The organism is Exiguobacterium sp. ZWU0009, from assembly GCF_000798935.2.
GTDB classification, from domain to species: Bacteria; Bacillota; Bacilli; order Exiguobacteriales; family Exiguobacteriaceae; genus Exiguobacterium_A; species Exiguobacterium_A acetylicum.
Window position 1 is genome coordinate 81,819 of the sequence record NZ_CP018057.1, and the last position, 24,873, is coordinate 106,691.

General features: G+C 51.3%; 8 protein-coding genes, 12 tRNA genes and 9 rRNA genes. All 29 read left to right on the forward strand.

From position 1 onward, the window contains the following. Positions 1-328: 328 nt before the first annotated feature. The 29 genes from L985_RS00460 to ispF all read left to right on the forward strand — a co-directional run bounded on the left by L985_RS00460 (position 329) and on the right by ispF (position 24,858). Positions 329-1,890 (forward strand): 16S ribosomal RNA (locus L985_RS00460). 167 nt (positions 1,891-2,057) lie between these two features. Beyond that, positions 2,058-4,971 (forward strand): 23S ribosomal RNA (locus L985_RS00465). Between the two features lie 102 nt (positions 4,972-5,073). Further along, positions 5,074-5,189, forward strand: a 5S ribosomal RNA gene (gene rrf / locus L985_RS00470). Between the two features lie 9 nt (positions 5,190-5,198). After that, positions 5,199-5,274, forward strand: a tRNA-Val gene (locus L985_RS00475). 15 nt (positions 5,275-5,289) lie between these two features. Then, positions 5,290-5,365: transfer RNA gene (locus L985_RS00480), tRNA-Thr, on the forward strand. 62 nt (positions 5,366-5,427) lie between these two features. Further along, positions 5,428-5,514 (forward strand) — tRNA-Leu (locus L985_RS00485). A gap of 38 nt (positions 5,515-5,552) precedes the next feature. After that, positions 5,553-5,626 (forward strand) — tRNA-Arg (locus tag L985_RS00490). A gap of 4 nt (positions 5,627-5,630) precedes the next feature. Continuing rightward, a tRNA-Pro gene (locus tag L985_RS00495) sits at positions 5,631-5,707 on the forward strand. 22 nt (positions 5,708-5,729) lie between these two features. After that, a tRNA-Ala gene (locus L985_RS00500) sits at positions 5,730-5,805 on the forward strand. 125 nt (positions 5,806-5,930) lie between these two features. Further along, positions 5,931-7,492: ribosomal RNA gene (locus tag L985_RS00505) — 16S ribosomal RNA — on the forward strand. A 167-nt stretch (positions 7,493-7,659) separates the two neighbouring features. Continuing rightward, a 23S ribosomal RNA gene (locus L985_RS00510) occupies positions 7,660-10,573 on the forward strand. 102 nt (positions 10,574-10,675) lie between these two features. Next, positions 10,676-10,791, forward strand: a 5S ribosomal RNA gene (gene rrf / locus L985_RS00515). A 9-nt stretch (positions 10,792-10,800) separates the two neighbouring features. Continuing rightward, positions 10,801-10,876 (forward strand) — tRNA-Val (locus L985_RS00520). A 15-nt stretch (positions 10,877-10,891) separates the two neighbouring features. Beyond that, positions 10,892-10,967 (forward strand) — tRNA-Thr (locus tag L985_RS00525). 62 nt (positions 10,968-11,029) lie between these two features. Then, a tRNA-Leu gene (locus tag L985_RS00530) sits at positions 11,030-11,116 on the forward strand. Between the two features lie 38 nt (positions 11,117-11,154). Continuing rightward, positions 11,155-11,228 (forward strand) — tRNA-Arg (locus L985_RS00535). 4 nt (positions 11,229-11,232) lie between these two features. Continuing rightward, positions 11,233-11,309, forward strand: a tRNA-Pro gene (locus L985_RS00540). Positions 11,310-11,331: 22 nt separating this feature from the next. Then, positions 11,332-11,407 (forward strand) — tRNA-Ala (locus L985_RS00545). Between the two features lie 125 nt (positions 11,408-11,532). Further along, positions 11,533-13,094, forward strand: a 16S ribosomal RNA gene (locus L985_RS00550). Positions 13,095-13,261: 167 nt separating this feature from the next. After that, a 23S ribosomal RNA gene (locus tag L985_RS00555) occupies positions 13,262-16,175 on the forward strand. A gap of 46 nt (positions 16,176-16,221) precedes the next feature. Then, positions 16,222-16,337 (forward strand): 5S ribosomal RNA (gene rrf / locus L985_RS00560). The 16S, 23S and 5S rRNA genes sit together here with 12 tRNA genes alongside, the layout of an rRNA operon. A gap of 131 nt (positions 16,338-16,468) precedes the next feature. Beyond that, the gene (locus tag L985_RS00565; RefSeq protein WP_029343072.1) at positions 16,469-16,924 is read left to right on the forward strand and encodes a CtsR family transcriptional regulator; all 456 of its coding nucleotides are present in this window, start codon (positions 16,469-16,471) and stop codon (positions 16,922-16,924) included. A gap of 25 nt (positions 16,925-16,949) precedes the next feature. Beyond that, positions 16,950-17,378, forward strand: a complete 429-nt coding sequence (locus tag L985_RS00570) for a hypothetical protein (RefSeq protein WP_029343073.1) — start codon at positions 16,950-16,952, stop codon at positions 17,376-17,378. Beyond that, complete coding sequence (locus tag L985_RS00575) at positions 17,371-18,444, forward strand: ATP--guanido phosphotransferase (RefSeq protein WP_029343074.1); 1,074 nt, start codon at positions 17,371-17,373, stop codon at positions 18,442-18,444. Before L985_RS00570 ends, L985_RS00575 begins: the two co-directional genes overlap by 8 nt. Next, positions 18,444-20,891 carry an ATP-dependent protease ATP-binding subunit ClpC gene (gene clpC, locus L985_RS00580; protein WP_023466588.1) on the forward strand — a complete coding sequence of 816 codons (2,448 nt, stop codon included), beginning with the start codon at positions 18,444-18,446 and terminating at the stop codon, positions 20,889-20,891. Before L985_RS00575 ends, clpC begins: the two co-directional genes overlap by 1 nt. A gap of 76 nt (positions 20,892-20,967) precedes the next feature. Continuing rightward, on the forward strand, positions 20,968-22,344 hold the full coding sequence (gene radA / locus L985_RS00585; RefSeq protein ID WP_029343076.1) for a DNA repair protein RadA: 1,377 nt from the start codon (positions 20,968-20,970) through the stop codon (positions 22,342-22,344). A 127-nt stretch (positions 22,345-22,471) separates the two neighbouring features. After that, the gene (locus L985_RS00590) at positions 22,472-23,557 is read left to right on the forward strand and encodes a PIN/TRAM domain-containing protein (protein ID WP_047390578.1); all 1,086 of its coding nucleotides are present in this window, start codon (positions 22,472-22,474) and stop codon (positions 23,555-23,557) included. A 132-nt stretch (positions 23,558-23,689) separates the two neighbouring features. Then, on the forward strand, positions 23,690-24,373 hold the full coding sequence (gene ispD / locus L985_RS00595) for a 2-C-methyl-D-erythritol 4-phosphate cytidylyltransferase (protein WP_029343078.1): 684 nt from the start codon (positions 23,690-23,692) through the stop codon (positions 24,371-24,373). Between the two features lie 2 nt (positions 24,374-24,375). Further along, positions 24,376-24,858, forward strand: coding sequence for a 2-C-methyl-D-erythritol 2,4-cyclodiphosphate synthase (gene ispF, locus L985_RS00600; RefSeq protein WP_029343079.1), 483 nt, complete (start codon positions 24,376-24,378; stop codon positions 24,856-24,858). Positions 24,859-24,873: the final 15 nt, after the last annotated feature.

The window sequence follows — 24,873 nt, forward strand, 5'->3', positions numbered from 1 at the left end:
TGAAGTCAATGTAGGGATAAACGAGTCAAAAAACGGGTAAATGAAAGTTTTTAAATGTTTTTCTAATAAAATGCTTGTACGATTCAAAAAGCCATGGTATATTACTTCTTGTGCCGCGAATGGTCGTGACACACAAAAATAAATATCAAAAAAGTTGTTGACAATCGAGTTGATAACTTGTTAAGATATTAAAGTTGCTGAAAACGACACGACGAACTTTGAAAACTGAACGATGAGGCAAAAATCGTATTCTACGGAATACAAACATGAATGAAGCGCAAGCTTCGTCAATCGTGACTTCGGTCACAAAAACGAGCAAGTCAAACACTTCATGGAGAGTTTGATCCTGGCTCAGGACGAACGCTGGCGGCGTGCCTAATACATGCAAGTCGAGCGCAGGAAACTGACGGAACTCTTCGGAGGGAAGGCAGCGGAATGAGCGGCGGACGGGTGAGTAACACGTAAGGAACCTGCCTCAAGGATTGGGATAACTCCGAGAAATCGGAGCTAATACCGGATAGTTCAACGGACCGCATGGTCCGCTGATGAAAGGCGCTCCGGCGTCACCTTGAGATGGCCTTGCGGTGCATTAGCTAGTTGGTGGGGTAACGGCCCACCAAGGCGACGATGCATAGCCGACCTGAGAGGGTGATCGGCCACACTGGGACTGAGACACGGCCCAGACTCCTACGGGAGGCAGCAGTAGGGAATCTTCCACAATGGACGAAAGTCTGATGGAGCAACGCCGCGTGAGTGATGAAGGTTTTCGGATCGTAAAACTCTGTTGTAAGGGAAGAACACGTACGAGAGGTAATGCTCGTACCTTGACGGTACCTTACGAGAAAGCCACGGCTAACTACGTGCCAGCAGCCGCGGTAATACGTAGGTGGCAAGCGTTGTCCGGAATTATTGGGCGTAAAGCGCGCGCAGGCGGCCTTTTAAGTCTGATGTGAAAGCCCCCGGCTCAACCGGGGAGGGCCATTGGAAACTGGAAGGCTTGAGTACAGAAGAGAAGAGTGGAATTCCACGTGTAGCGGTGAAATGCGTAGAGATGTGGAGGAACACCAGTGGCGAAGGCGACTCTTTGGTCTGTAACTGACGCTGAGGCGCGAAAGCGTGGGGAGCAAACAGGATTAGATACCCTGGTAGTCCACGCCGTAAACGATGAGTGCTAGGTGTTGGGGGGTTTCCGCCCCTCAGTGCTGAAGCTAACGCATTAAGCACTCCGCCTGGGGAGTACGGCCGCAAGGCTGAAACTCAAAGGAATTGACGGGGACCCGCACAAGCGGTGGAGCATGTGGTTTAATTCGAAGCAACGCGAAGAACCTTACCAACTCTTGACATCCCATTGACCGCTTGAGAGATCAAGTTTTCCCTTCGGGGACAATGGTGACAGGTGGTGCATGGTTGTCGTCAGCTCGTGTCGTGAGATGTTGGGTTAAGTCCCGCAACGAGCGCAACCCCTATCCTTAGTTGCCAGCATTTAGTTGGGCACTCTAGGGAGACTGCCGGTGACAAACCGGAGGAAGGTGGGGATGACGTCAAATCATCATGCCCCTTATGAGTTGGGCTACACACGTGCTACAATGGACGGTACAAAGGGCAGCGAGACCGCGAGGTGGAGCCAATCCCATAAAGCCGTTCCCAGTTCGGATTGCAGGCTGCAACTCGCCTGCATGAAGTCGGAATCGCTAGTAATCGCAGGTCAGCATACTGCGGTGAATACGTTCCCGGGTCTTGTACACACCGCCCGTCACACCACGAGAGTTTGCAACACCCGAAGCCGGTGAGGTAACCGCAAGGAGCCAGCCGTCGAAGGTGGGGTAGATGATTGGGGTGAAGTCGTAACAAGGTAGCCGTATCGGAAGGTGCGGCTGGATCACCTCCTTTCTAAGGAAAACGTCCCTTACGGGACATGCCCATCGTTCAGTTTTGAGAGCTCGTCTCTCAGTCTCGATAGAGACACTCGCACCTTGAAAACTGAAGACATCAACAAGACATCAAACTTTTAATTAACCATGTCATTTAAGACGTGTGTTCTTAGAATACCAACGCTAGATCAAGGTATGAAGGGCGTACGGTGGATGCCTTGGCACTAGGAGCCGATGAAGGACGCGACGAACAGCGATATGCTTCGGGGAGCAGTAAGTATGCTTTGATCCGAAGATTTCCGAATGGGGGAACCCACCATCTGTAATGGGATGGGACATGTTACATGAATACATAGTGTAGCGTGAGGCAGACCCGGGGAACTGAAACATCTAAGTACCCGGAGGAAGAGAAAGCAAATGCGATTCCCTGAGTAGCGGCGAGCGAAACGGGAACAGCCCAAACCGAAGAGCATGCTCTTCGGGGTTGTAGGACACTCTATACGGAGTCAAAAAGGAAGACAGTAGGTGAAGGACCTGGAAAGGTCGGCCGAAGAAGGTGACAGCCCTGTAGCTGAAACTGTTTTCCCTCCAGAGTGGATCCTGAGTACGGCGGGACACGTGAAACCCCGTCGGAATCCGGGAGGACCATCTCCCAAGGCTAAATACTCCCTAGTGACCGATAGTGAACCAGTACCGTGAGGGAAAGGTGAAAAGCACCCCGGAAGGGGAGTGAAATAGATCCTGAAACCGTATGCCTACAAGTAGTCAGAGCCCGTTAACGGGTGATGGCGTGCCTTTTGTAGAATGAACCGGCGAGTTACGATAACGCGCGAGGTTAAGCCGATGAGGCGGAGCCGTAGCGAAAGCGAGTCTGAACAGGGCGTTCAGTGCGTTGTCGTAGACCCGAAACCAGGTGATCTACCCATGTCCAGGATGAAGGTCAGGTAACACTGACTGGAGGTCCGAACCCACGCACGTTGAAAAGTGCGGGGATGAGGTGTGGGTAGCGGTGAAATGCCAATCGAACCTGGAGATAGCTGGTTCTCCCCGAAATAGCTTTAGGGCTAGCCTCGAGGTTGAGAGTTCTGGAGGTAGAGCACTGATTGGACTAGGGGCCCCCACAGGGTTACCGAATTCAGTTAAACTCCGAATGCCAGCAACTTATACTCGGGAGTCAGACTGCGAGTGATAAGATCCGTAGTCAAGAGGGAAACAGCCCAGACCGCCAGCTAAGGTCCCAAAGTGTATGTTAAGTGGAAAAGGATGTGGCGCTGCCTAGACAGCTAGGATGTTGGCTTAGAAGCAGCCACCATTCAAAGAGTGCGTAATAGCTCACTAGTCGAGTGGCGCCGCGCCGAAAATGTAACGGGGCTAAACATACCACCGAAGCTGCGGATTCCGTAAGGAATGGTAGGGGAGCGTTCCAAACCGCTGTGAAGCTGTACCGGAAGGAGCAGTGGAGCGTTTGGAAGTGAGAATGCCGGTGTGAGTAGCGAAAAGAGGGGTGAGAATCCCCTCCGTCGAAAGCCCAAGGTTTCCTGAGGAAGGCTCGTCCGCTCAGGGTTAGTCTGGACCTAAGCCGAGGCCGAAAGGCGTAGGCGATGGATAACAGGTTGATATTCCTGTACCGCCGATCCACCGTTTGAACAATGGGGGGACGCAGGAGGATAGTGACGCATGCGGATGGAAGTGCATGTGCAAGTTTCAAGACCGTCTGATTGGCAAATCCGTCAGGCACCAAAGTCAAGGAACGATGCGGAGTCCCGTAGGGACGTAGGTCACGATTTCACACTGCCAAGAAAAGCCTCTAGTGAGGGGGAAGGCGCCAGTACCGTAAACCGACACAGGTAGGCGAGATGAGAATTCTAAGACGCGCGGGATAACTCTCGTTAAGGAACTCGGCAAAATGGTCCCGTAACTTCGGGAGAAGGGACGCTCTACATGAGTAGAGCCGCAGTGAATAGGCCCAAACGACTGTTTAGCAAAAACACAGGTCTCTGCTAAATCGCAAGATGACGTATAGGGGCTGACGCCTGCCCGGTGCTGGAAGGTTAAGGGGATGGGTTAGCGCAAGCGAAGCTTTGAACCGAAGCCCCAGTAAACGGCGGCCGTAACTATAACGGTCCTAAGGTAGCGAAATTCCTTGTCGGGTAAGTTCCGACCCGCACGAAAGGCGTAACGATTTGGGCACTGTCTCAACGAGAGACCCGGTGAAATCATAGTACCTGTGAAGATGCAGGTTACCCGCGACAGGACGGAAAGACCCCATGGAGCTTTACTACAGCCTGATATTGAGGCTTTGTGCATGATGTACAGGATAGGCGGGAGACGTCGAGCCCGGAGCGCCAGCTTCGGAGGAGTCACCCTTGGGATACCGCCCTTCATGCATAGAGTCTCTAACTCGCAGCCGTGATCCGGCTGGAGGACCGTGTCAGGCGGGTAGTTTGACTGGGGCGGTCGCCTCCTAAACAGTAACGGAGGCGCCCAAAGGTTCCCTCAGAATGGTTGGAAATCATTCGTAGAGCGCAAAGGCAGAAGGGAGCTTGACTGCGAGACCTACAAGTCGAGCAGGGACGAAAGTCGGGCTTAGTGATCCGGTGGTTCCGCATGGAAGGGCCATCGCTCAACGGATAAAAGCTACCCTGGGGATAACAGGCTGATCTCCCCCAAGAGTCCACATCGACGGGGAGGTTTGGCACCTCGATGTCGGCTCATCGCATCCTGGGGCTGGAGTAGGTCCCAAGGGTTGGGCTGTTCGCCCATTAAAGCGGTACGCGAGCTGGGTTCAGAACGTCGTGAGACAGTTCGGTCCCTATCCGTCGTGGGCGCAGGAAATTTGAGGAGAGCTGTCCTTAGTACGAGAGGACCGGGATGGACGCACCGCTGGTGTACCAGTTGTTCCGCCAGGAGCATCGCTGGGTAGCTACGTGCGGACGGGATAAATGCTGAAAGCATCTAAGCATGAAGCCCCCTCCAAGATGAGATTTCCCTTTGAGTAATCAAGAAAGACCCCTCAGAGACGATGAGGTAGATAGGTCACGGGTGGAAGCATGGCGACATGTGGAGCTGAGTGATACTAATCGGTCGAGGCCTTGTTCTAGCAGATGCATTGTTGATGACTTCAGTTTTGAGGGCGCGAGCCTTTCAAAAAAACGAAAAAAAGTCTTGACGTTATGTGAACATAATGTTAAGATAATAAATGTCTGGTGGCGATAGCCAAGTGGTCACACCCGTTCCCATGCCGAACACGGAAGTTAAGCACTTGAACGCCGAAAGTAGTTGGGGGCTTCCCCCTGTGAGGATAGGACGCTGCCAGGCGATACATATGGAGGATTAGCTCAGCTGGGAGAGCACCTGCCTTACAAGCAGGGGGTCGGCGGTTCGATCCCGTCATCCTCCACCATTTTTTATTACACTTGCCGGTGTAGCTCAGCTGGTAGAGCAACTGACTTGTAATCAGTAGGTCGCGGGTTCGACTCCTGTTGCCGGCACCATCTTTATCTTCAATGATCACCAGAATTCAATTATGAATGAAGGTTCTACCTTTTATATCCCTGCCGGGGTGGCGGAACTGGTAGACGCACAGGACTTAAAATCCTGCGGGGGTTTCCCCGTGCCGGTTCGATTCCGGCCCTCGGTACCATTTTCATTTTGATGTTTGCTGTTTGATCCTTATATTCCGCACCCTTAGCTCAGCTGGATAGAGTACTTGACTACGAATCAAGGGGTCGGGAGTTCGAATCTCTCAGGGTGCATTTTCGGGAAGTAGCTCAGCTTGGTAGAGCACTTGGTTTGGGACCAAGGGGTCGCAGGTTCGAATCCTGTCTTCCCGACCATCTTCAATTTCATCCCTTTAATGGGGCCTTAGCTCAGCTGGGAGAGCGCCTGCCTTGCACGCAGGAGGTCAGCGGTTCGATCCCGCTAGGCTCCACCATTTTTATGACGAACTTTGAAAACTGAACGATGAGGCAAAAATCGTATTCTACGGAATACAAACATGAATGAAGCGCAAGCTTCGTCAATCGTGACTTCGGTCACAAAAACGAGCAAGTCAAACACTTTATGGAGAGTTTGATCCTGGCTCAGGACGAACGCTGGCGGCGTGCCTAATACATGCAAGTCGAGCGCAGGAAACTGACGGAACTCTTCGGAGGGAAGGCAGTGGAATGAGCGGCGGACGGGTGAGTAACACGTAAGGAACCTGCCTCAAGGATTGGGATAACTCCGAGAAATCGGAGCTAATACCGGATAGTTCAACGGACCGCATGGTCCGCTGATGAAAGGCGCTTCGGCGTCACCTTGAGATGGCCTTGCGGTGCATTAGCTAGTTGGTGGGGTAACGGCCCACCAAGGCGACGATGCATAGCCGACCTGAGAGGGTGATCGGCCACACTGGGACTGAGACACGGCCCAGACTCCTACGGGAGGCAGCAGTAGGGAATCTTCCACAATGGACGAAAGTCTGATGGAGCAACGCCGCGTGAGTGATGAAGGTTTTCGGATCGTAAAACTCTGTTGTAAGGGAAGAACACGTACGAGAGGTAATGCTCGTACCTTGACGGTACCTTACGAGAAAGCCACGGCTAACTACGTGCCAGCAGCCGCGGTAATACGTAGGTGGCAAGCGTTGTCCGGAATTATTGGGCGTAAAGCGCGCGCAGGCGGCCTTTTAAGTCTGATGTGAAAGCCCCCGGCTCAACCGGGGAGGGCCATTGGAAACTGGAAGGCTTGAGTACAGAAGAGAAGAGTGGAATTCCACGTGTAGCGGTGAAATGCGTAGAGATGTGGAGGAACACCAGTGGCGAAGGCGACTCTTTGGTCTGTAACTGACGCTGAGGCGCGAAAGCGTGGGGAGCAAACAGGATTAGATACCCTGGTAGTCCACGCCGTAAACGATGAGTGCTAGGTGTTGGGGGGTTTCCGCCCCTCAGTGCTGAAGCTAACGCATTAAGCACTCCGCCTGGGGAGTACGGCCGCAAGGCTGAAACTCAAAGGAATTGACGGGGACCCGCACAAGCGGTGGAGCATGTGGTTTAATTCGAAGCAACGCGAAGAACCTTACCAACTCTTGACATCCCATTGACCGCTTGAGAGATCAAGTTTTCCCTTCGGGGACAATGGTGACAGGTGGTGCATGGTTGTCGTCAGCTCGTGTCGTGAGATGTTGGGTTAAGTCCCGCAACGAGCGCAACCCCTATCCTTAGTTGCCAGCATTTAGTTGGGCACTCTAGGGAGACTGCCGGTGACAAACCGGAGGAAGGTGGGGATGACGTCAAATCATCATGCCCCTTATGAGTTGGGCTACACACGTGCTACAATGGACGGTACAAAGGGCAGCGAGACCGCGAGGTGGAGCCAATCCCATAAAGCCGTTCCCAGTTCGGATTGCAGGCTGCAACTCGCCTGCATGAAGTCGGAATCGCTAGTAATCGCAGGTCAGCATACTGCGGTGAATACGTTCCCGGGTCTTGTACACACCGCCCGTCACACCACGAGAGTTTGCAACACCCGAAGCCGGTGAGGTAACCGCAAGGAGCCAGCCGTCGAAGGTGGGGTAGATGATTGGGGTGAAGTCGTAACAAGGTAGCCGTATCGGAAGGTGCGGCTGGATCACCTCCTTTCTAAGGAAAACGTCCCTTACGGGACATGCCCATCGTTCAGTTTTGAGAGCTCGTCTCTCAGTCTCGATAGAGACACTCGCACCTTGAAAACTGAAGACATCAACAAGACATCAAACTTTTAATTAACCATGTCATTTAAGACGTGTGTTCTTAGAATACCAACGCTAGATCAAGGTATGAAGGGCGTACGGTGGATGCCTTGGCACTAGGAGCCGATGAAGGACGCGACGAACAGCGATATGCTTCGGGGAGCAGTAAGTATGCTTTGATCCGAAGATTTCCGAATGGGGGAACCCACCATCTGTAATGGGATGGGACATGTTACATGAATACATAGTGTAGCGTGAGGCAGACCCGGGGAACTGAAACATCTAAGTACCCGGAGGAAGAGAAAGCAAATGCGATTCCCTGAGTAGCGGCGAGCGAAACGGGAACAGCCCAAACCGAAGAGCATGCTCTTCGGGGTTGTAGGACACTCTATACGGAGTCAAAAAGGAAGACAGTAGGTGAAGGACCTGGAAAGGTCGGCCGAAGAAGGTGACAGCCCTGTAGCTGAAACTGTTTTCCCTCCAGAGTGGATCCTGAGTACGGCGGGACACGTGAAACCCCGTCGGAATCCGGGAGGACCATCTCCCAAGGCTAAATACTCCCTAGTGACCGATAGTGAACCAGTACCGTGAGGGAAAGGTGAAAAGCACCCCGGAAGGGGAGTGAAATAGATCCTGAAACCGTATGCCTACAAGTAGTCAGAGCCCGTTAACGGGTGATGGCGTGCCTTTTGTAGAATGAACCGGCGAGTTACGATAACGCGCGAGGTTAAGCCGATGAGGCGGAGCCGTAGCGAAAGCGAGTCTGAACAGGGCGTTCAGTGCGTTGTCGTAGACCCGAAACCAGGTGATCTACCCATGTCCAGGATGAAGGTCAGGTAACACTGACTGGAGGTCCGAACCCACGCACGTTGAAAAGTGCGGGGATGAGGTGTGGGTAGCGGTGAAATGCCAATCGAACCTGGAGATAGCTGGTTCTCCCCGAAATAGCTTTAGGGCTAGCCTCGAGGTTGAGAGTTCTGGAGGTAGAGCACTGATTGGACTAGGGGCCCCCACAGGGTTACCGAATTCAGTTAAACTCCGAATGCCAGCAACTTATACTCGGGAGTCAGACTGCGAGTGATAAGATCCGTAGTCAAGAGGGAAACAGCCCAGACCGCCAGCTAAGGTCCCAAAGTGTATGTTAAGTGGAAAAGGATGTGGCGCTGCCTAGACAGCTAGGATGTTGGCTTAGAAGCAGCCACCATTCAAAGAGTGCGTAATAGCTCACTAGTCGAGTGGCGCCGCGCCGAAAATGTAACGGGGCTAAACATACCACCGAAGCTGCGGATTCCGTAAGGAATGGTAGGGGAGCGTTCCAAACCGCTGTGAAGCTGTACCGGAAGGAGCAGTGGAGCGTTTGGAAGTGAGAATGCCGGTGTGAGTAGCGAAAAGAGGGGTGAGAATCCCCTCCGTCGAAAGCCCAAGGTTTCCTGAGGAAGGCTCGTCCGCTCAGGGTTAGTCTGGACCTAAGCCGAGGCCGAAAGGCGTAGGCGATGGATAACAGGTTGATATTCCTGTACCGCCGATCCACCGTTTGAACAATGGGGGGACGCAGGAGGATAGTGACGCATGCGGATGGAAGTGCATGTGCAAGTTTCAAGACCGTCTGATTGGCAAATCCGTCAGGCACCAAAGTCAAGGAACGATGCGGAGTCCCGTAGGGACGTAGGTCACGATTTCACACTGCCAAGAAAAGCCTCTAGTGAGGGGGAAGGCGCCAGTACCGTAAACCGACACAGGTAGGCGAGATGAGAATTCTAAGACGCGCGGGATAACTCTCGTTAAGGAACTCGGCAAAATGGTCCCGTAACTTCGGGAGAAGGGACGCTCTACATGAGTAGAGCCGCAGTGAATAGGCCCAAACGACTGTTTAGCAAAAACACAGGTCTCTGCTAAATCGCAAGATGACGTATAGGGGCTGACGCCTGCCCGGTGCTGGAAGGTTAAGGGGATGGGTTAGCGCAAGCGAAGCTTTGAACCGAAGCCCCAGTAAACGGCGGCCGTAACTATAACGGTCCTAAGGTAGCGAAATTCCTTGTCGGGTAAGTTCCGACCCGCACGAAAGGCGTAACGATTTGGGCACTGTCTCAACGAGAGACCCGGTGAAATCATAGTACCTGTGAAGATGCAGGTTACCCGCGACAGGACGGAAAGACCCCATGGAGCTTTACTACAGCCTGATATTGAGGCTTTGTGCATGATGTACAGGATAGGCGGGAGACGTCGAGCCCGGAGCGCCAGCTTCGGAGGAGTCACCCTTGGGATACCGCCCTTCATGCATAGAGTCTCTAACTCGCAGCCGTGATCCGGCTGGAGGACCGTGTCAGGCGGGTAGTTTGACTGGGGCGGTCGCCTCCTAAACAGTAACGGAGGCGCCCAAAGGTTCCCTCAGAATGGTTGGAAATCATTCGTAGAGCGCAAAGGCAGAAGGGAGCTTGACTGCGAGACCTACAAGTCGAGCAGGGACGAAAGTCGGGCTTAGTGATCCGGTGGTTCCGCATGGAAGGGCCATCGCTCAACGGATAAAAGCTACCCTGGGGATAACAGGCTGATCTCCCCCAAGAGTCCACATCGACGGGGAGGTTTGGCACCTCGATGTCGGCTCATCGCATCCTGGGGCTGGAGTAGGTCCCAAGGGTTGGGCTGTTCGCCCATTAAAGCGGTACGCGAGCTGGGTTCAGAACGTCGTGAGACAGTTCGGTCCCTATCCGTCGTGGGCGCAGGAAATTTGAGGAGAGCTGTCCTTAGTACGAGAGGACCGGGATGGACGCACCGCTGGTGTACCAGTTGTTCCGCCAGGAGCATCGCTGGGTAGCTACGTGCGGACGGGATAAATGCTGAAAGCATCTAAGCATGAAGCCCCCTCCAAGATGAGATTTCCCTTTGAGTAATCAAGAAAGACCCCTCAGAGACGATGAGGTAGATAGGTCACGGGTGGAAGCATGGCGACATGTGGAGCTGAGTGATACTAATCGGTCGAGGCCTTGTTCTAGCAGATGCATTGTTGATGACTTCAGTTTTGAGGGCGCGAGCCTTTCAAAAAAACGAAAAAAAGTCTTGACGTTATGTGAACATAATGTTAAGATAATAAATGTCTGGTGGCGATAGCCAAGTGGTCACACCCGTTCCCATGCCGAACACGGAAGTTAAGCACTTGAACGCCGAAAGTAGTTGGGGGCTTCCCCCTGTGAGGATAGGACGCTGCCAGGCGATACATATGGAGGATTAGCTCAGCTGGGAGAGCACCTGCCTTACAAGCAGGGGGTCGGCGGTTCGATCCCGTCATCCTCCACCATTTTTTATTACACTTGCCGGTGTAGCTCAGCTGGTAGAGCAACTGACTTGTAATCAGTAGGTCGCGGGTTCGACTCCTGTTGCCGGCACCATCTTTATCTTCAATGATCACCAGAATTCAATTATGAATGAAGGTTCTACCTTTTATATCCCTGCCGGGGTGGCGGAACTGGTAGACGCACAGGACTTAAAATCCTGCGGGGGTTTCCCCGTGCCGGTTCGATTCCGGCCCTCGGTACCATTTTCATTTTGATGTTTGCTGTTTGATCCTTATATTCCGCACCCTTAGCTCAGCTGGATAGAGTACTTGACTACGAATCAAGGGGTCGGGAGTTCGAATCTCTCAGGGTGCATTTTCGGGAAGTAGCTCAGCTTGGTAGAGCACTTGGTTTGGGACCAAGGGGTCGCAGGTTCGAATCCTGTCTTCCCGACCATCTTCAATTTCATCCCTTTAATGGGGCCTTAGCTCAGCTGGGAGAGCGCCTGCCTTGCACGCAGGAGGTCAGCGGTTCGATCCCGCTAGGCTCCACCATTTTTATGACGAACTTTGAAAACTGAACGATGAGGCAAAAATCGTATTCTACGGAATACAAACATGAATGAAGCGCAAGCTTCGTCAATCGTGACTTCGGTCACAAAAACGAGCAAGTCAAACACTTTATGGAGAGTTTGATCCTGGCTCAGGACGAACGCTGGCGGCGTGCCTAATACATGCAAGTCGAGCGCAGGAAACTGACGGAACTCTTCGGAGGGAAGGCAGTGGAATGAGCGGCGGACGGGTGAGTAACACGTAAGGAACCTGCCTCAAGGATTGGGATAACTCCGAGAAATCGGAGCTAATACCGGATAGTTCAACGGACCGCATGGTCCGCTGATGAAAGGCGCTTCGGCGTCACCTTGAGATGGCCTTGCGGTGCATTAGCTAGTTGGTGGGGTAACGGCCCACCAAGGCGACGATGCATAGCCGACCTGAGAGGGTGATCGGCCACACTGGGACTGAGACACGGCCCAGACTCCTACGGGAGGCAGCAGTAGGGAATCTTCCACAATGGACGAAAGTCTGATGGAGCAACGCCGCGTGAGTGATGAAGGTTTTCGGATCGTAAAACTCTGTTGTAAGGGAAGAACACGTACGAGAGGTAATGCTCGTACCTTGACGGTACCTTACGAGAAAGCCACGGCTAACTACGTGCCAGCAGCCGCGGTAATACGTAGGTGGCAAGCGTTGTCCGGAATTATTGGGCGTAAAGCGCGCGCAGGCGGCCTTTTAAGTCTGATGTGAAAGCCCCCGGCTCAACCGGGGAGGGCCATTGGAAACTGGAAGGCTTGAGTACAGAAGAGAAGAGTGGAATTCCACGTGTAGCGGTGAAATGCGTAGAGATGTGGAGGAACACCAGTGGCGAAGGCGACTCTTTGGTCTGTAACTGACGCTGAGGCGCGAAAGCGTGGGGAGCAAACAGGATTAGATACCCTGGTAGTCCACGCCGTAAACGATGAGTGCTAGGTGTTGGGGGGTTTCCGCCCCTCAGTGCTGAAGCTAACGCATTAAGCACTCCGCCTGGGGAGTACGGCCGCAAGGCTGAAACTCAAAGGAATTGACGGGGACCCGCACAAGCGGTGGAGCATGTGGTTTAATTCGAAGCAACGCGAAGAACCTTACCAACTCTTGACATCCCATTGACCGCTTGAGAGATCAAGTTTTCCCTTCGGGGACAATGGTGACAGGTGGTGCATGGTTGTCGTCAGCTCGTGTCGTGAGATGTTGGGTTAAGTCCCGCAACGAGCGCAACCCCTATCCTTAGTTGCCAGCATTTAGTTGGGCACTCTAGGGAGACTGCCGGTGACAAACCGGAGGAAGGTGGGGATGACGTCAAATCATCATGCCCCTTATGAGTTGGGCTACACACGTGCTACAATGGACGGTACAAAGGGCAGCGAGACCGCGAGGTGGAGCCAATCCCATAAAGCCGTTCCCAGTTCGGATTGCAGGCTGCAACTCGCCTGCATGAAGTCGGAATCGCTAGTAATCGCAGGTCAGCATACTGCGGTGAATACGTTCCCGGGTCTTGTACACACCGCCCGTCACACCACGAGAGTTTGCAACACCCGAAGCCGGTGAGGTAACCGCAAGGAGCCAGCCGTCGAAGGTGGGGTAGATGATTGGGGTGAAGTCGTAACAAGGTAGCCGTATCGGAAGGTGCGGCTGGATCACCTCCTTTCTAAGGAAAACGTCCCTTACGGGACATGCCCATCGTTCAGTTTTGAGAGCTCGTCTCTCAGTCTCGATAGAGACACTCGCACCTTGAAAACTGAAGACATCAACAAGACATCAAACTTTTAATTAACCATGTCATTTAAGACGTGTGTTCTTAGAATACCAACGCTAGATCAAGGTATGAAGGGCGTACGGTGGATGCCTTGGCACTAGGAGCCGATGAAGGACGCGACGAACAGCGATATGCTTCGGGGAGCAGTAAGTATGCTTTGATCCGAAGATTTCCGAATGGGGGAACCCACCATCTGTAATGGGATGGGACATGTTACATGAATACATAGTGTAGCGTGAGGCAGACCCGGGGAACTGAAACATCTAAGTACCCGGAGGAAGAGAAAGCAAATGCGATTCCCTGAGTAGCGGCGAGCGAAACGGGAACAGCCCAAACCGAAGAGCATGCTCTTCGGGGTTGTAGGACACTCTATACGGAGTCAAAAAGGAAGACAGTAGGTGAAGGACCTGGAAAGGTCGGCCGAAGAAGGTGACAGCCCTGTAGCTGAAACTGTTTTCCCTCCAGAGTGGATCCTGAGTACGGCGGGACACGTGAAACCCCGTCGGAATCCGGGAGGACCATCTCCCAAGGCTAAATACTCCCTAGTGACCGATAGTGAACCAGTACCGTGAGGGAAAGGTGAAAAGCACCCCGGAAGGGGAGTGAAATAGATCCTGAAACCGTATGCCTACAAGTAGTCAGAGCCCGTTAACGGGTGATGGCGTGCCTTTTGTAGAATGAACCGGCGAGTTACGATAACGCGCGAGGTTAAGCCGATGAGGCGGAGCCGTAGCGAAAGCGAGTCTGAACAGGGCGTTCAGTGCGTTGTCGTAGACCCGAAACCAGGTGATCTACCCATGTCCAGGATGAAGGTCAGGTAACACTGACTGGAGGTCCGAACCCACGCACGTTGAAAAGTGCGGGGATGAGGTGTGGGTAGCGGTGAAATGCCAATCGAACCTGGAGATAGCTGGTTCTCCCCGAAATAGCTTTAGGGCTAGCCTCGAGGTTGAGAGTTCTGGAGGTAGAGCACTGATTGGACTAGGGGCCCCCACAGGGTTACCGAATTCAGTTAAACTCCGAATGCCAGCAACTTATACTCGGGAGTCAGACTGCGAGTGATAAGATCCGTAGTCAAGAGGGAAACAGCCCAGACCGCCAGCTAAGGTCCCAAAGTGTATGTTAAGTGGAAAAGGATGTGGCGCTGCCTAGACAGCTAGGATGTTGGCTTAGAAGCAGCCACCATTCAAAGAGTGCGTAATAGCTCACTAGTCGAGTGGCGCCGCGCCGAAAATGTAACGGGGCTAAACATACCACCGAAGCTGCGGATTCCGTAAGGAATGGTAGGGGAGCGTTCCAAACCGCTGTGAAGCTGTACCGGAAGGAGCAGTGGAGCGTTTGGAAGTGAGAATGCCGGTGTGAGTAGCGAAAAGAGGGGTGAGAATCCCCTCCGTCGAAAGCCCAAGGTTTCCTGAGGAAGGCTCGTCCGCTCAGGGTTAGTCTGGACCTAAGCCGAGGCCGAAAGGCGTAGGCGATGGATAACAGGTTGATATTCCTGTACCGCCGATCCACCGTTTGAACAATGGGGGGACGCAGGAGGATAGTGACGCATGCGGATGGAAGTGCATGTGCAAGTTTCAAGACCGTCTGATTGGCAAATCCGTCAGGCACCAAAGTCAAGGAACGATGCGGAGTCCCGTAGGGACGTAGGTCACGATTTCACACTGCCAAGAAAAGCCTCTAGTGAGGGGGAAGGCGCCAGTACCGTAAACCGACACAGGTAGGCGAGATGAGAATTCTAAGACGCGCGGGATAACTCTCGTTAAGGAACTCGGCAAAATGGTCCCGTAACTTCGGGAGAAGGGACGCTCTACATGAGTAGAGCCGCAGTGAATAGGCCCAAACGACTGTTTAGCAAAAACACAGGTCTCTGCTAAATCGCAAGATGACGTATAGGGGCTGACGCCTGCCCGGTGCTGGAAGGTTAAGGGGATGGGTTAGCGCAAGCGAAGCTTTGAACCGAAGCCCCAGTAAACGGCGGCCGTAACTATAACGGTCCTAAGGTAGCGAAATTCCTTGTCGGGTAAGTTCCGACCCGCACGAAAGGCGTAACGATTTGGGCACTGTCTCAACGAGAGACCCGGTGAAATCATAGTACCTGTGAAGATGCAGGTTACCCGCGACAGGACGGAAAGACCCCATGGAGCTTTACTACAGCCTGATATTGAGGCTTTGTGCATGATGTACAGGATAGGCGGGAGACGTCGAGCCCGGAGCGCCAGCTTCGGAGGAGTCACCCTTGGGATACCGCCCTTCATGCATAGAGTCTCTAACTCGCAGCCGTGATCCGGCTGGAGGACCGTGTCAGGCGGGTAGTTTGACTGGGGCGGTCGCCTCCTAAACAGTAACGGAGGCGCCCAAAGGTTCCCTCAGAATGGTTGGAAATCATTCGTAGAGCGCAAAGGCAGAAGGGAGCTTGACTGCGAGACCTACAAGTCGAGCAGGGACGAAAGTCGGGCTTAGTGATCCGGTGGTTCCGCATGGAAGGGCCATCGCTCAACGGATAAAAGCTACCCTGGGGATAACAGGCTGATCTCCCCCAAGAGTCCACATCGACGGGGAGGTTTGGCACCTCGATGTCGGCTCATCGCATCCTGGGGCTGGAGTAGGTCCCAAGGGTTGGGCTGTTCGCCCATTAAAGCGGTACGCGAGCTGGGTTCAGAACGTCGTGAGACAGTTCGGTCCCTATCCGTCGTGGGCGCAGGAAATTTGAGGAGAGCTGTCCTTAGTACGAGAGGACCGGGATGGACGCACCGCTGGTGTACCAGTTGTTCCGCCAGGAGCATCGCTGGGTAGCTACGTGCGGACGGGATAAATGCTGAAAGCATCTAAGCATGAAGCCCCCTCCAAGATGAGATTTCCCTTTGAGTAATCAAGAAAGACCCCTCAGAGACGATGAGGTAGATAGGTCACGGGTGGAAGCATGGCGACATGTGGAGCTGAGTGATACTAATCGGTCGAGGCCTTGTTCTAGCAGATGCTTGTTGATGACTTCAGTTTTGAGGGCGCGAGCCCGTCGTCTGGTGACGATAGCCAAGTGGTCACACCCGTTCCCATGCCGAACACGGAAGTTAAGCACTTGAACGCCGAAAGTAGTTGGGGGCTTCCCCCTGTGAGGATAGGACGTTGCCAGGCACTTGACCGATCTGCAGATTGCAGGTCGGTCTTTTTGTGTTTTATAAAAAGCCTTATCAGTTGCATTTCTTTTTTTAGATGATTACTATTAAATCAAACAATAGTCAAAGATGGTCAGAGAGGTGGTGCCAATGCAAAACATCACAGATATCATCGAAGCCTATTTAAAGCAAATTTTACACGACGAAAAGACGATTGAAATCAAACGTCAAGAAATTGCACAGCGTTTTGACTGTGTTCCATCACAAATCAACTACGTCATCAATACTCGTTTTACGGTCGAAAAGGGTTATTTCGTTGAAAGTAAACGGGGTGGCGGTGGATACATTCGGATTCAAAAAATCGTTGTGCTCGATAGTCACGATCTATTAGATGAAGTCAGTTCATGGATCGATGATCATTTGACGGAACAAGCTGCAGAAGATTATTTGATTCGTTTGATGAACGAACAATTACTGACGCGGCGGGAAGCTATTTTGATTCAATCGCTGTTGCAAAAAGAGAGTTTGCCAATGGCGGTCGAAGATCAACACCGGATGCGTGCCCACTTGATGCGGACGCTTCTTCAAACCATGAAGCGACTCTAGTCGTCGGACATTGGAGGAATGCATGATGCGTTGTCAACGATGTGGCGAACGAGAAGCAATCGTCCGTGTCAAACTTCCACAAGAATCGGAAACCGATGAGAAGTTCTTATGCTCGGTTTGTGTGCGGGAGTTAGCACGTGAATATCAAGGGACGGCGTGTCCGTCTTGCGGTATGACCCGTCAACAATTGCTTCATCTTCGTAAAGTCGGTTGCCCGACTTGTTATTCATTTTTTAAAGACGAAGTCGACGGCATGGTTCGTCAGTTCCAACACGGTCATACGCAACACTATGGCTCACGACCTGATGAGGAATCCGTGGAAAAACGATTGAACCAGCAGCTCAGTCGACTGAAAGAACAACTCAATCGCAAAATCTTAGCAGAAGACTATGAAGAAGCAGAAATCATAAAACAACAGATTGAAAGTGTCGAGGAGGATTTGCGTCATGTTTGAAGAGTTGCTCCAACACCCTTTAAGCGAATCGATGAATCAATCTTCTCCCTTTGACGACATCGTCGTTTCGACACGGATCCGATTGGCGCGCAATACGACACGTTATCCGTTCTCAACGATGTTGTCAGAAGCACAAGCCAATGCGCTCATTGACGAGACGGAACGCCAACTAAACGGGATGAAAGGGTTTCGGTTTGGTCGCGTCGATCAGGCGGATGTCCTGACTCGAACCGCTTTAGTAGAAAAGCATCTAATCAGTCCGGCGTTAGCGAGTCATCCACGGACAGGACTCTTCATCAGTGAAGATGAGCAGATCAGTGTCATGGTCAATGAAGAGGATCATTTCCGGATTCAGACGTTATTACCGGGACTTCAACTTGAAGAAGCGTTTCGGATCGCAAAACAAGTCGATCGCTTGATCAGTGAACGATTTAAAATTGCTTTTGATGACACGCTTGGTTATTTAACGACATGTCCGAGTAACGTCGGAACAGGTCTTCGTGCTTCCGTGATGTTGCATTTACCGGGACTGGTCCTGACGAATCAGATTCAAGGCTATATCAAACACTTACGACAGCTTGGATTCGCGATTCGTGGGCGTTACGGCGAGGGAAGCGATGCATCTGGTCGTATGTTTCAACTGTCGAACCAACGGACGCTTGGGGCAAGCGAGGATATGCTAATCACGGACTATCAATTTGCCGTTGAAGCATTAATTGAAGCAGAACAGGCAGCACGAAAAGGATTATTGGAGATGTATCAAGAAGAACTAGAGGACAGACTATATCGTTCCTATGGCATCCTGACATCAGCTCGACTGATTACAGCGCGGGAAGCAACGGAACGACTATCGGATGTCCGCTTAGCAGATAGTCTGGGACTAGAGGTCAATCTTCCTCCAAATCTTTTTCATCAACTGCTCGTATCACTACAAACAGGTTTTCTACAAAAGCATTTCGGGAAACAATTAACATCTAGAGAACGGGACATCGAACGGGCGAAACGAATCCGGACGATGTTAACCGAACAGACAAACAGGGATCACACACAAGGAGGTTTTGCATAATGATGTTTGGACGATTCACAGAACGTGCACAACGTGTATTGGCACTTGCTCAAGAAGAGGCAGTACGGTTGGGGCACCACAATATCGGAACAGAACACATTTTACTCGGACTTGTACGTGAAGGAGACGGAATCGCTGCGAAAGCCTTAACAGCACTCGGTCTCAGTTCAGATAAAATTCAAATGGAAGTCGAAGCATTGATCGGTCGCGGACAAGATGGTGCAACGACGATTCACTATACACCACGTGCGAAAAAGGTCATCGAGTTATCAATGGATGAGGCACGTAAACTTGGTCACTCTTACGTTGGGACAGAACACCTCTTGCTCGGATTGATTCGAGAAGGAGAGGGCGTTGCTGCTCGTGTCTTGAATAACTTAGGCATCAGTCTTTCAAAAGCCCGTCAGCAAGTACTCCAGTTGCTCGGGAACAGCGAAACGACAGCAAACGCGTCGCAAGCAGGTTCAGGTGTCGCAACACCTACACTTGATGGTCTTGCTCGTGATTTGACACAACAAGCGCGCGAAACACGTCTTGACCCAGTTATCGGTCGAGCGAAAGAAATTCAACGCGTCATCGAAGTCTTAAGCCGCCGGACGAAGAATAACCCGGTCTTGATCGGGGAACCAGGGGTCGGTAAAACGGCTGTCGTCGAAGGTCTCGCTCAACAAATCATCAACAACGAAGTGCCGGAGACGTTACGCAATAAACGTGTCATGGTACTCGACATGGGAACACTCGTCGCTGGTACGAAATACCGTGGTGAATTCGAAGATCGTTTGAAAAAGGTCATGGATGAGATTCGTCAAGCGGGGAACATCATTCTCTTCATCGATGAGTTGCATACATTGATTGGAGCGGGTGGAGCAGAAGGTGCGATCGATGCATCGAACATCCTTAAACCATCACTCGCACGAGGCGAACTTCAGTGTATCGGAGCAACGACTCTTGATGAGTACCGGAAATACATCGAAAAAGATGCGGCACTCGAACGTCGTTTCCAACCGATCCAAGTCGCAGAGCCAACGACGGATGAAGCAACACAAATCCTATTTGGTCTTCGCGATCGTTATGAAGCACACCACCGTGTGACGATCACAGACGAAGCAATCCAAGAAGCCGTCACATTGTCGGATCGATACATTTCGGATCGTTTCCTTCCGGATAAAGCGATCGATTTGATCGATGAAGCGGCATCAAAAGTTCGTTTACGCTCGTATACAGCACCACCGAACTTAAAAGAAGTCGAAGCAAAACTCGAAGGTATCCGTAAGGACAAGGATGAAGCTGTCCAAAGCCAAGAGTTTGAAAAAGCAGCAAGTCTTCGTGACACAGAACAAAAATTACGCGATGAACTTGAGCGTTTGAAAGAGGAATGGCAGAATAAACAAGGCAACGAAAAACTTGAAGTCACAAAAGATGACATCGCACAAGTTGTTGCCAACTGGACAGGTGTACCGGTCACGAAGATCGCGGAAGAAGAGACGGATCGTCTCCTTCGTCTCGAAGAAATCCTTCACGATCGTGTCATCGGTCAAAACGAAGCCGTTAAATCGATTTCAAAAGCCATCCGCCGCGCACGTGCTGGACTCAAAGATCCAAAACGTCCGATCGGTTCGTTCATCTTCCTCGGCCCTACTGGGGTTGGTAAAACAGAACTCGCACGCGCTGTTGCCGAAGCGATGTTCGGAGATGAGGATGCGATCATCCGGATCGACATGTCAGAGTACATGGAGAAACATGCAACGAGCCGTCTCGTCGGTTCACCGCCAGGATATGTCGGTTACGAAGAAGGCGGTCAATTAACGGAAAAAGTTCGCCGGAAACCGTATTCGGTCATCTTACTTGATGAAATCGAGAAGGCGCACCCAGAAGTCTTCAACATTCTCTTGCAAGTACTTGATGATGGACGCTTAACAGACTCGAAAGGTCGGACGGTTGATTTCCGTAACACGATCATCGTCATGACATCGAACGTCGGTGCAAGTGCCCTTAAACGGAATAAATATGTTGGATTCGCTGTTTCTGAAGATACGGATCGCGAATACAAAGACATGAAAGATAAAGTCATGGAAGAACTCAAACGGGCATTCCGTCCAGAGTTCTTGAACCGGATTGATGAAACGATCGTCTTCCACTCACTCGAGAAACAACACATCGAAGAGATCGTGAAGTTGATGGCGAAAACCCTTGAAAAACGTTTGGCTGAACAGGAAATTCATTTCGAATTGACACCAGCTGCCCTCTCGAAGATCGCTGATATCGGGTACGATCCAGAGTACGGCGCACGTCCAATCCGTCGTGCCCTTCAACGGGAAGCGGAAGACCGGTTGTCAGAAGCATTGCTCGCAGGCGATATCCAAAAAGGAGAACGTGTTGCGCTTGATGTCGAAGAGAACGAATTCATCGTTCGCCGGAATCACGTGAGTTCTGCCGCAACGGAATAAGCACTGAGCACAGGGCCAGCTTTCGCACTTTCTGAGCGAAGCTGGTCCTTTTTTTGAAACAGAAAGGATGAATCGATTGGCTAAGTTAAAAACAAAATTCGTTTGTCAAAGCTGTGGGACCGAATCACCGAAATGGATGGGACGTTGTTCCGGGTGCGGGGAATGGAACACGATGGTCGAAGAAGTCGTCGAAGAGAAAAAAGGACGGCGCGGTGCCGCTTTCGTTCATACGACGACAAAACAATTGAAGCCAGAGCGTCTCGCGAACATCGTCTCGCAAGAAGAGAGTCGCGTCTTTACCGGAAGTGGTGAATTCGACCGTGTCCTCGGAGGAGGTATCGTTCCAGGTTCGATGGTGCTTGTTGGAGGAGACCCAGGGATCGGGAAGTCGACAATCTTGCTGCAGACGAGTGCACGCCTTGCTCAACGTGGCGAAAAAGTGCTCTACATCTCAGGGGAAGAATCGCTTAAACAAACCAAATTGCGCGCGGAACGGCTTGGCTTACCGACACAAGATTTGTTCGTCCTCAGTGAGACGGATATGAACATGATTGAACGTGTCGTCGATGAAGAACAGCCACGTTTTTTAATCATCGACTCGATTCAAACCGTCTACATCGATGAAATCCAGTCCGCACCCGGCAGCGTGACACAGGTACGTGAATGTACGGCGATGCTGATGAAAATTGCGAAGAGTCGCGGTATTGCTATCTTCATCGTCGGTCACGTCACGAAACAGGGTTCGATTGCTGGACCACGTTTACTGGAGCACATGGTGGATGCCGTCTTGTATTTCGAAGGCGAACGTCACCATACGTTCCGGATTCTGCGTGCCGTCAAAAACCGATTTGGTTCAACGAATGAAATCGGAATTTTTGAGATGCGGGAGTCCGGTCTTGAAGAGGTCTTGAATCCGTCAGAAATTTTCCTCGAGGAACGGACATCCGGTGTATCTGGTTCGACGATCGTCGCTTCCATGGAGGGGACACGGACGGTCCTCGTTGAACTACAAGCGTTGATTTCACCGACGTCATTCGGGAATCCAAGACGGATGGCGACCGGAATCGATCAAAATAAGGTTGCCTTATTGATGGCTGTTCTTGAGAAACGGTCGGGTCTTCTCTTACAAACACAAGATGCCTACCTCAAGGCAGCCGGTGGTGTGAAGCTTGATGAACCTGCGATTGACTTGGCGGTTTGTGTTGCGATTGCTTCTAGTTTCCGTGACAAACCGACGCGTCCGACGGATGTCGTGATTGGTGAAGTCGGATTGACAGGTGAGGTTCGCCGTGTATCGCGGATCGAACAACGTGTAGCAGAAGCAGCTAAACTTGGTTTCACACGCGCCATCATTCCGAAAAACAACTTGGGTGGTTGGACGTATCCGGATGGAATTACGGTCGTTGGTGTCGAGAGTGTGGACGAAGCATTACGTGAAACAATTCCGTTTTAAACTGGAATGACGCAAAAAATGGGGGAACTGTAATGGATATGTAAACAGTTTCCCCTCCTTCCGGCGTAGGTAGTTCAAATCAGTACATGTTACAATGAACTTAAAATAAGCAAAGGAGGTGAGAAGATTGAAAATCGTCATTCGGGTATTTTTTGCATTACTCGGACTTGCCCTCGGGATTTTGTTGCTGCCTCAGTTCTTCCAATTAATTGAAACGGCAACGAATACGACATTCCCCGCCTGGTTGATGAGCGAATACGTAACTGGAACGATTGGTGCACTCATATTCTTATTAATTGGATTATTCATTACGGATTCGGTAATTCGACTTCTCCGATTTTTAGAAGAACGACTCGTCAAAGCCCCAGTGGCAGATCTCTTTTTTGGAACATTTGGTTTGTTGATCGGGTTGGTACTGGCTTTCCTTGTTAGTACATTGATTGATTTAGTAGGTATTCCTGTCCTCAGTAACGTCTTAACGATTTTCGTGACCGCGTTATTCGGATATCTCGGCTTTACGGTCGGGTATCGTAAACGTCATGAATTGACGAAAATCTTCTTACGCAGCAACCAAAGTGAGAAAAAAGCAACACCTGAAGTCGTCGTTCCAGTTAAATCAAACAGCAAGGTACTTGATACGAGCGTCATCATCGACGGACGAATTACGGATATCACGAAAACCGGCTTCGTCGAAGGAAAACTGATCGTCCCGCAATTCGTTATCGGTGAGTTGCAGTACATCGCGGATTCTTCCGATACGTTGAAACGAAACCGTGGACGTCGTGGACTTGATGTCTTAAAAGAGTTACAAGACATCCCTGGAGTCGAGGTCGAAATTTATGACGGCGATTTCGAGGATGTACCGGAAGTCGATATTAAGCTAATTAAACTCGCGGAACTCGTCAAAGGCATCGTCGTCACGAACGACTATAACTTGAACAAAGTCTGTGAAGTCCGACATGTTCCTGTTCTCAACATCAATGATCTGGCGAATGCCGTCAAACAAGTCGTCATTCCAGGAGAAGAGATGACCGTCCTTGTCATCAAGGAAGGGAAAGAACAAAAACAGGGCATCGCTTATCTCGAAGATGGGACGATGGTCGTCGTCGAAGGAGGCAAACACCTCATTTCGAAAACGATTGGTGTCGTCGTCACGAGTGTCTTGCAGACGTCAGCTGGACGAATGATTTTTGCGAAACCACAAGAAAAATGAGACACTATGCCTAGAGAGACATCGAGAGGCATTCGGATAGACCCCGCAACGGATTCGATTTCATGATCGAGTCCGTTTTCGGTGTGATGGAATGAATCACGATGATCAGTGAGAGAGAAAAGAGGGAATGGGATGTCTACAACCACCTATCGCGTCGTCATCCCCGCTGCCGGTGCCGGTAAGCGGATGGGCGCAGATCGTAATAAATTGATGCTTGAACTGAGAGACCGTCCAATCATCGCTTGGACACTAGATGTCTTCGAGGCAGATCCAGCTTGTACGGAAATCGTCCTCGCGATCAATCCACTAGAACAGGAATGGTTTACAAGTATTATCGCGTCTTATAAGACATCGATTAAACTTGTCACGGGTGGTGCCGAACGTCAGGAAAGTGTGCTCCGTGGTCTTGAGGCGTTAGAAGGCGAAGGAATTGTTCTGATCCATGATGGTGCCCGACCGTTCATTTCACAAGCAGCGATTCATGCGGTCGTCCAGGCGGCAGCTTTGGATCAAGCAGCGATTCTTGCCGTGCCGATCAAAGACACCGTCAAACGGATTGAAGCGAACCACATCAGCGAGACCGTTCCGCGGGAGCACCTGATGGCAGCCCAGACACCACAAGCGTTTGATCTTGCGACGATTCGTACGGTTCATGAAAAAGCGGCAACGAAATACCTAGGAACCGACGATGCAAGTTTGATAGAATGGGACGGAGGAAAAGTAACGATCGTCCACGGTCACTACGAAAATATCAAGATGACGACACCGGACGATCTTTGGTTCGGTGAAGCGATTCTAATGAAACGAGGGAAATGACGATGATTCGAATTGGACAAGGCTTTGATGTACATGCCTTTGCAGAGGATCGGAAATTGATTTTAGGCGGCATCGAGATTCCGCATACGAAAGGATTGCTCGGTCATTCGGATGCAGACGTTTTATTACATACGATTGCCGACGCAGCACTTGGTGCGATCGCAGCAGGGGATATCGGAAAACATTTTCCAGATACGGATCCGGAATTCAAGGATGCCGATTCAGCAAAATTGCTACAACATGTTTACGCGCTTGTTAAACAACAAGGGTATGAGCTTGGCAACTTAGATGCGACAGTCATCGCACAGGCACCAAAGCTGCGTCCTTACATCGACACGATGCGTGCGCGGATCGCGGAATTACTCGAAGCGGACATTGAACAGATCAATGTCAAGGCAACGACGACGGAATGGTTAGGTTTTACGGGACGTGAAGAGGGAATCGCTTGTCAAGCAGTGATTCTACTGAAACGAATCGAAGAATAAGGTATACTAGATAAG